Source organism: Okeania sp. SIO3B5, from assembly GCF_010692555.1.
GTDB lineage: Bacteria > Cyanobacteriota > Cyanobacteriia > Cyanobacteriales > Microcoleaceae > Okeania.
In genome coordinates this window covers 1-9,209 of the sequence record NZ_JAAHHG010000411.1, presented here as the reverse complement: position 1 = coordinate 9,209, position 9,209 = coordinate 1, and the positions used below count along the sequence as shown (strand labels likewise).

Below are 9,209 nucleotides of genomic sequence, written 5' to 3'. Positions count from 1 at the left end.
CTATATTCATTTAAAACTTGTCCTTAAGCACAAGGTATTATTGCTGAAGTCCGCAGTTCCTCCGGAGGAGGCTAGCTGAAGTCCGCAGTTCCTCCGGTAGGAGGCTGGCTAATAGCTGAATGCTTACATAAAGAGGGGAAAACTTGAGTAAGTATTTATACCAATTTTAAAAAAGAATGCTACAAAAAGGTAGACCTCGTTCGGATATGCTTAAAAATAGCTGCTCCAGTTCATTCTAGATATTTATTTCTATTGTTTTTCCCTTTTTTTTCAAAATTCAATCCTTCTTCCTTCTTCCCTCTTTCTTCTTTCTTACTTCTACCATTTGTAACGAACATTTATCAAACTGGTATTAGACTCAAGAAAAAAAACCTCAAAGTGTGATTCTAGAAAAAAGGAGAGTAAGCATTCAGCTATTAGCTGTCAGCTCTCAGCAAAAAAAAAGGGGGTTTAATGAATATAAACTGTTTCAGCCAGCTTTTATAGTAAGTATAAGTTCTGACTCAATTAGTAAAGCTTTTATCTAAAATTAAAAGCAATAGCTGATTGCTGATTGCTGACGGCTGAATGCTTACAAAGGAGAAGATCAAAAAAGAGGAGAAAATGTCAATAGAAGTGACTAATGTAGACCACCTAGGTTTGGTAGGAGGAATTATTGGACCCACTATTTTTAACTGATAGTATCTTCCTTAAATCCCCTGATCGAATCGAAGCTTTGGGGTTAATTATGGGTTTATGTTTGTTGGTTTATACCAATTTGAAAAAAGAATGTTACAGATAATAAGCAGTATTAAAATAATTTGTAGGAAATATTTATTGGAGGAAAAAGATAAACTTTTATATAATAAATGGCATAAAACCCATTTCCATACGACTCCTGACTCCTGTCTCCTGACTCCTAAACAGTAACCTAAGTATTTGTAGCAAAGATTTATCAAACTGGTATTATACGTGATTGTCAACCTCAACTACGCCAAACTTTAAAACCTAGTCAATCTACTGTAAAAAATCAATTGGGTAGTCCTACTAATAGACCAACTTTACGTTGGATATTTCAATGTTTTCAGTGGATTCATTTATTGATTAATTCTGGATTTAAGAGCATATCTAATCTAACTTCAGACCGTGGGCGAATTATTGAAGTTTTTTCCTCCAAGTTGTCAAAGATACTATCTGCTCAGTTGAGGAACTTGTGGCTAAAGAAAGCAGGTAAAGCGCTAAAATAATCAACGATTGAATAGTAGTGTAAAATTAAGCACTTGGCAATGATTAAGATGCGATTGTGTTTGTTAACTGGCTTAAGCAATAAATTCCTGGTATCATTGACTCTTAAAGAAACAGACCATCTACCACAGGGGTCAACCTTGACTGTAATTGTGCTAGGGACACAATCTTGTGGCAGTTGCCTACTCCATCTAATAGGTAATGGTTCAGCACACTTAGCCAAATATATTTGACCATCTTTCCACTTGAATGCCGACTTTGTAAATTCAGCACTACCACCCCATAGGTTTTTTCTTAAAGTTAGGATATTTTGCACGTCCACTGAAAAAGTTAGTGTTTGCGCAGCATTCCGGAGGAAAAGCAGTTTGTAGATGTCTCAAACCTTGCTGTAATGGAACGCTACTGACTTGTGCGAGGAAATCTAAATCTTCCTGCTTTTTCCAATTCGTCAGCATAGCCGAAGTTTGCTTATACCCTACAAGCCTAAATAATTTTTTGAGCGAATCTAGTCGCTAAAATTTCCCTTATGGAATGGGGAGCGAGGAGAATAAGGATATTTGTTCTGCATTATCAAGATAGGTTTTTTTATCACTAAATTATCCGGACTTGATATTAAATAAATTCTGCACAGGTATTTTGCTCCTCACTCTTCCCAAACTCCTATAAAATTGTGGCTGTGCAAATTTATAGTTAATTTTATGATAGCTGCTGTAGTTACTACAAAAATTACAAATAGTCAAGAAATTTTGATAATTCAAAGACCACAATCAGGTCTATGCCTCAAAGGTAACATTTCAATTCCTGGAGATAAATCAATTTCTCATCGGTCTCTTATGCTAGGAGCGATCGCTCAAGGGAAAACTACTATAAAAGGCTTACTCCTAGGAGAAGATCCTCGCAGCACTGCTCAATGTTTTTCACTTCTTGGGGCCGATATTTCTCAACTGAATACAGACTTAGTGGAAGTTCAAGGGGTGGGACTAGATAATCTCACAGAACCATCTCAGGTCTTGGACTGTGGTAATTCTGGCACTACAATGCGACTAATGTTGGGGATTTTGGCGTCCCATCCCGAACGTTTTTTTACTGTTACTGGAGATAGCTCCCTGGTTCAGCGCCCCATGTCCCGTGTGATCGATCCTCTGATACAAATGGGCGCTCAAATCTGGGGTAGACAAGGTGGATCTTTAGCCCCACTGGCAATTCAGGGACAAAGATTACGACCGATCCATTATCATTCTCCCATTGCTTCAGCTCAGGTAAAATCTTGTATTTTGTTTGCTGGTTTAATGACGGAAGGGAAAACTACGGTGACAGAACCTGTTCTTTCACGAGACCATAGCGAAAGAATGTTGCAAGCTTTTGGCGCTCAAATTAGTATTGATCCAGAAACAAATAGTGTTACTGTGGCTGGCCCAGTTGAATTGCGAGGCCAAGATGTGGTTGTGCCTGGTGATATTAGTTCGGCAGCTTTTTGGTTAGTAGCAGCAGCTATTGTACCTGGATCGGAATTGGTAATTGAAAATGTTGGTGTTAACCCTACTCGTACAGGTATATTAGAAGCTTTGGAAATGATGGAGGCTAATATTATACAGGAAAATCAGCGAGTTGTGGCAGGAGAACCTGTGGCTGATTTACGAGTATGTTACAGTCCTTTGAAAGCTTGTGAAATTTCTGGTGCGATAATTCCACGACTCATTGATGAAATTCCCATTTTGGCAGTTGCTGCTATGTTTGCTGAGGGGACGACTGTTATTAAGGATGCCGCTGAGTTACGGGTAAAAGAGAGCGATCGCCTGATGGCTATGGCCACTCAACTTCAAAAACTGGGAGCTAAAGTGACAGAATTACCTGATGGGTTAGAAATTACTGGTGGTGTAGCCTTGACTGGTGGCGATGTTGAGAGTTATGGGGATCATCGAGTTGCTATGAGTTTGGCGATCGCTGCTCTTAATGCTACTGATACTACCAATATCCATCAGGCTGAAGCTGCAAGCATTTCTTATCCTAATTTTACTGCTACTCTGCAACAAATTTGTAGGTCATAAAAGTAGCCAAAAAATTAAGACATTGGTTAATTTATTTAAAATTTAATTTCAAATTATTAACCAATGTCTAGTTGTTGGAACTTTTTTTATTTATCTGATGATTTTTCCCCGAAAAGTTGTTCTTTCCAAGCTTGAAGCTCTACCGATAACTCCTGGCGGTTAGAAGCACGAAGTAGATAGCGATATATAAACCAGCCAGAATAGACAATACCAATTAACTCAAAAGTTGGGGCTAGCAGTGGGATCTCATTTAATGATTCGATTACTGCCAACATTACTTTTAGAGTAACAATAAGTCCTAAAATCAAACCGAGAGTAACTATCGGTTTTTGATATTGTCCAAAGAAGCCAGAGATAATAGCTGGTAGTTCTGATAAAATTTCCAAGATTTGGTTTTTAATACCTTGGAGTTGATCGGATGTTTCTTCAGGCTCGGGATTGGATACTGTAGTTAGAGGACCTGCTTCTGTAGGGTTGACTCCTACTTCTTTTGTAGTCTCTTTTTCTTCTTGCATAATTTAATGATGTCCCTTCAATTAGTTATGATAAATGTTTGAGTGGATATTACGGTCAGTATTCCAGAGTTTTAGAGGATATGACCTACTCTTGACTTAAAGTTATCTTGATTTTTCAAATATGGACCATTACCATAAAATCTGACATTGGAATAATAATATATGGATTGAGAATATTTAGCTAAATCGCTGAGAAGCAGATCGCCATAATCTGTCATTTGGCGACCAGATGAATCGGCGGTAAATTAATGGGACTCGATGTCCCATTAATTTACAAATTTTTATGTTATCATCGAATTATGCTGGTTTGAGCTAATCGCCGCCAGTAATGAACCATGAAAATTTGTGCGACTCGTTAGGATATGGGGTTGTTGGCCCGAATTCCTAGTCAACCGTTGGAAAACGTAAAATCTTATTGCGGAACTAGGTGAGCAGTTTTTATGTGCAAAAAGAGCGGTGGGGCATCTCGTTCTTAAAGCTCGTGGAGTCCGACGGGATACCGGGACTGTGAAACGAGAAGCCCACACTATACCGTCAGCGAGCGTGTGGGAGTATGTCACTTGTCTATAATTATTTCTACAAATCTTCAATCCTACATTTCGCACGACGAAATGTAACATACCAAGTTATAAAAATTTAATAGTAAGTATTAAGAGTAAAAAAAGTTCTAACATTCCTGTTAGAGAATAATATTTGGAGAAGAAACCTAAGTAGTCCATGTTCTCAAGGCCATTAGTATCAAGTCTGAGTCACTACAGAAAAGGAATATCTTAAAAAATAGGTTTGATACTTTTGTTTTCTTATCTCCATAAGATTGAGATGAAAGTTATAATTTTGAGACTAAAGATTTGATATTTTCGACAGCCTCTTTATATCTATGTTTAGCTAAAGTAATTTCTTTTCCATCTGGCATTTTAAAATTTTGCCCTTGAGCAGGAAGTTGATGTAAAGGAATGCCGAGAGATGCAGAGACTTTTCCTGAAGAATGAAAATCTTTGACATTGGTAACATAGGCATTTTGCCATGTACTGAGACAGTTTAATGGATTATCATTCTTAGTAAAATATTGAGGAAAATGTTGATATTGTTCATAGCAAAAATTAATCAATTCTTGTCTGATAGAATTATAAGCATTAGCTACACCTTTATTGCTTGTGTAATTGTTAAAAACAAATTGTTTTATTTTAGGTAATTTCAGCTCGAATCGCTTAACTTGTTTATTAAATGTGAGGACTTTACTGGCATATTTTTTGAGAGATTCGGAAGGATATTGTTCATAAAGTAGCATTAAAATTCCTTTAATTCCTTCTAATGAAGTAAAATCAGCCATAATAGGAATTATTAAATAATCAGAAGAAAGTAACGCCATCTGTGTATAGATAGAAAAACTAGGATTGCAGTCTATGAAAACAACTAATTCTTTATATTTTTCTTTGTCAAACTCACTTTGACATAATCTTTTAATTGCTGTCATATGATTTTTCCATGCAGTAATATTTGCTGGATTAAGTACGGAATAATTAAGAGCTAACGACAAAGATTCTAAAAAAGAATCACCAGCAATTAAATATAGATTTTCTGGAATAGAGTCATTATAGAGTGATGCTTTTACTGTATAAGTAGAATTTTTGGTAATGATTTAAATTCAGAATTACCGTTCAAAATCCAATCGACAAAGCCTACTATATTACGTCTTGAGTAAGCTACTTGCAACTTTTGATTATTTTCATATCCTTCTTTTCCACCTCCAAGCAAAAATTGAGAAATATTAGCTTGAGGACACATATCAATAACTAAAATTTGCGTCTCTGGATTATTTTCAGCATACAATATTGAAGCATTGGAACATAAAGTTGTTTTACCAACACCACCTTTATTATTATAAAAAGCATAAACTTTTATCGACATAAATACTTGCTCGTCAATTTATACTAAATTAGTATCGTATACTATAACAAATAATAGATATGTTGGCAAATTAAGCTCTAAAAACCTTGAAATGCTTTCAAAATTTTCATTGCCGAATAATTAAGGTTTAAAGCCTCTCCTTTCAAGGAGAAACAAGAAAAAATTTTCCTTAAGCTTAAGAAGAATTATAAAAAGTTTTTTGATACTGAATTCTGCCCCCCTAGCCCCTCAACTTTGGGGGGAATAAGAGTCAATTTGCTTCTAAAAGTACCCCAAAATTGGGGGATTTAGGGGGCTTGGATGTAGCATAAGGAACTTCTCAGACAACCTCTAAATCCTACCCTTGAAAATAAGAGGTAATTGTTAATTATTAACTATTAATTAGGGCTTGCTGATTAAATATCAAAGCTTTTACTGATATTGGTAAGTGCCTTTTTAGGTCTTGAAAAAGTACCTTGTTTTTAGCTCCAATCGCTCAAAAAGGAGCGCATTTTGGGCATTTCTAGGAGAAGAAAATCAAGGGATGATTCTTCTAACTACCTCTTCTATAATTCCCATTCCTCCTGAATTCTGGATTCTGGATTCTGAATTCTGAATTCTCCCCTGACAAAAAGACTTTTTCAGCAGACCCTAATTATTAATTATTTCTATAGATTAACTTTGGGTCTAAACTTCCTTAAACGCAAAGCATTACTTACCACGGAAACTGAACTAAATGCCATAGCTGCTCCCGCAATCATTGGATTTAATAACCAACCAAAAAAGGGATATAAAATACCCGCAGCAATAGGAATACCAAAAACATTATAAATATAAGCAAAAAATAGATTTTGACGAATATTCTTCATGGTGGCTTGACTGAGTTGAATTGCCGTAACAACCCCCCACAAATCTCCAGAAATTAAAGTTAAATCACTAGCTGCCATTGCCACATCTGTGCCTGTACCAATAGCAATTCCTACATCTGCTTGAGCTAATGCAGGAGCATCATTAATTCCATCTCCTACCATCGCGACGACTTTATGCTTTTGTTTTAAACTATTTCTTTCTTGTTGAATAGATTGAATAATACTAGCTTTTTGGTCGGGACGTACTTCAGCAAAAATTCTTTTAATATCCACTTCAGAGGCGATCGCTTCTGCCGTTTTTTGATTATCTCCTGTTAACATTACTACTTCTAATCCCATTCTTTTTAAAGCTTTAACTGCTTCTATTGAAGATGGTTTAATTGCATCAGCAATTCCAATTAAGGCTTCAATTTTTCCGTCAATAACTATTAAAGCAGTAGTTTTTGCTTCACTTTCCCATTGTTGACGATTTGACTGTAAAGTTTGAGTATCAATTTTCAACTCATCCATCCATCTTTGTGTACCAATTTGTACCAACTTTCCTGATACATTTCCCTGTACTCCCATTCCTGCTACAGCTTCAAAATTAGTCACTTCAGGCAAAGGATTTTGTACTCCTTGAGATTGAGCATAATTAACTACAGCTTCTGCTAAAGGATGTTCTGAATTTTTTTCTAAAGCGGCAGCTATTGCTAATAGTTCAATTTCATTATTATTAGTGACACCTTTAACCGTAATATAATTAGTAACACTAGGTTTTCCTTGAGTAATTGTTCCAGTTTTATCACAGACAATAGTCGTTAATTTGTGTGCTAATTCTAAGCTATCTGCTCCTTTAATTAACACTCCATTTTCTGCTCCTTTTCCAGTACCAACCATAATTGAAGTGGGAGTAGCTAAACCCAAAGCACAAGGACAAGCAATAATTAAAACTCCTACAGTACTAATCATAGCAAGAGTTAAATTTCCTATCGTATTAAACCAAATAATAAAAGTTAGAATCGCAATGGTTATTACTGTAGGAACAAACCATCCAGTTATTTTATCTGCTAATTTTTGAATAGGTGCTTTACTGCCTTGAGCATCTTTTACTAATTGTACAATTTGGGCTAATACTGTATCTTTACCAACTTTTGTCGCTTGAAATTTAAAACTTCCTATTTTATTAATTGTTGCTCCAATTACCTCATCTCTTACTTGTTTTTGAACAGGAATGGGTTCACCTGTCACCATAGATTCATCAATAGAAGATTCTCCTTCTACAACTTCACCATCTACAGGAATTTTTTCTCCAGGACGGACTAAAACAATATCTCCTACTACAACTTCTTGAATGGGAAGATCGCTCTCTTTTCCATTACGAATAACCCTAGCAGTTTTTGGTTGTAAACCCATTAATTTATGAATAGCTTCTGAAGTTTTTCCTCTAGCACGATTTTCCAATAATTTTCCTAATAGGAGAAGGGTAATAATAACTGATGAAGCTTCATAATACACTTCTGCTTTTAAGCCTTGATTAATAAAGAAATTCGAGTTAAAAGTAGCAAATAAAGAATATAAATAAGCAGCACCTGTTCCTAAAGAAACTAAGGTATTCATATCAGCAGTATGATATTTAAATGCTTTAAATGCTCCGACAAAAAAGCTTTGACCACACCATAATTGCACAGGTAAACTCAAAAATAATTGCACCCAAGAATTATGTAGCCAACTAGGAAAAAAAGGAATATGTAATCCTGTCATGGCAGGTAGAGAACCAATGACTAATAAACTACTAACAATTCCCCCAAGAATAACTTTACGGATTAGCTCTTTTTCTTCTGCTTCCCTAGCTTTTTTTTCAGTATCTTCTGCTTGTTCAGATTCGGCAAAAGCATGATAACCAGCTTCTCTTACAGATTCTTGAATATAAGTTAAATTAGTTTTTTGAGAATTATAAGAAACTGTAGCTTGAGAGAGAGCAAAATTAACATTACATTCAATGACGCCTGATACTTCTTTAATGGCTTTTTCAGCTCTATTTGCACAAGCAGCGCAACTCATTCCCTGTAGACGAATACGAATAGTTTCCATCACAATAACCTCAAGATTTTTAAGGGAGATTAACTCTTTGATATAATATTATACAGCTCAAATTTATCGAGTATTAAAATTCTTTTGATTTTCTTTTCTTTCTAGTAGGTTAATTATCTGATTAGGATTTCTAGTGCAGGATGGCGGAAATAACTGACCATTTACAAAATTCTAAAACAATTACAAATCAATACTTTTGACTGTATTGAGTGCATCTTACATTCTGAGGAAACCTCGCCAATTAGCACTCGCTTTTAACTTCCCCATATTAGTCCTATTATTACTTAGGGCTTGCTGAAAAAGTCTTTTAACCCACCCCTAACCCCTCCCAGGAGGGGAAAACAGGAGACAACCCACCCCTAACCCCTCCCAACCCACCCCTAGCCCCTCCCAACCCACCCCTAGCCCCTCCCAGGAGGGGAGGGGAAGACAGGAGACAGGAGACAGGAGAAATGGTTCGGGAGCGAGGAGGTAGAAGTAAGAATTGTACCTCAATTTTTCTGTCATAATCATCCCAAAATACTAGCTTTATGCAGCTCTTGCCACCGAAAAGCTAGTACTTTTTCCAGACATAAAATTGCTCAAACAAATAT

At 36.0% G+C, this 9,209-nt stretch carries 6 protein-coding genes and 2 pseudogenes; 2 read left to right on the top strand and 6 right to left on the bottom strand.

Annotation, left to right across the window (positions count from 1 at the left end; translation table 11 throughout):
- Positions 1–959: 959 nt before the first annotated feature.
- A pseudogene (locus F6K54_RS33745) lies at positions 960–1,185 on the top strand (IS1634 family transposase); the annotation flags it as partial.
- A gap of 133 nt (positions 1,186–1,318) precedes the next feature.
- Here the strand turns inward: F6K54_RS33745 and F6K54_RS33740 are convergent.
- Positions 1,319–1,703: pseudogene (locus tag F6K54_RS33740) on the bottom strand (RNA-guided endonuclease TnpB family protein); the annotation flags it as partial.
- A 219-nt stretch (positions 1,704–1,922) separates the two neighbouring features.
- Here F6K54_RS33740 and aroA point away from each other — a divergent pair.
- A complete protein-coding gene (aroA, locus tag F6K54_RS33735; RefSeq protein ID WP_293087894.1) occupies positions 1,923–3,272 on the top strand; it encodes a 3-phosphoshikimate 1-carboxyvinyltransferase in 1,350 nt (449 codons plus the stop codon).
- A gap of 86 nt (positions 3,273–3,358) precedes the next feature.
- On the opposite strand, the gene F6K54_RS33730 is transcribed toward aroA, so the two are convergent.
- The 5 genes from F6K54_RS33730 to F6K54_RS33710 form a co-directional block, all read right to left on the bottom strand.
- Positions 3,359–3,787 (bottom strand): CAAD domain-containing protein, encoded by a 429-nt coding sequence (locus tag F6K54_RS33730; protein ID WP_293087892.1) that lies wholly within the window; start codon positions 3,785–3,787, stop codon positions 3,359–3,361.
- Between the two features lie 71 nt (positions 3,788–3,858).
- On the bottom strand, positions 3,859–4,005 hold the full coding sequence (locus F6K54_RS33725) for a hypothetical protein (RefSeq protein ID WP_293087890.1): 147 nt from the start codon (positions 4,003–4,005) through the stop codon (positions 3,859–3,861).
- A 608-nt stretch (positions 4,006–4,613) separates the two neighbouring features.
- Entirely contained in the window at positions 4,614–5,324 is a 711-nt protein-coding gene (locus F6K54_RS33720; RefSeq protein WP_293087888.1) for a ParA family protein, read from the bottom strand.
- Positions 5,325–5,395: 71 nt separating this feature from the next.
- Entirely contained in the window at positions 5,396–5,695 is a 300-nt protein-coding gene (locus F6K54_RS33715; protein WP_293087886.1) for a ParA family protein, read from the bottom strand.
- Between the two features lie 647 nt (positions 5,696–6,342).
- On the bottom strand, positions 6,343–8,616 hold the full coding sequence (locus F6K54_RS33710) for a heavy metal translocating P-type ATPase (RefSeq protein WP_293087884.1): 2,274 nt from the start codon (positions 8,614–8,616) through the stop codon (positions 6,343–6,345).
- Between the last annotated feature and the right edge of the window lie 593 nt (positions 8,617–9,209).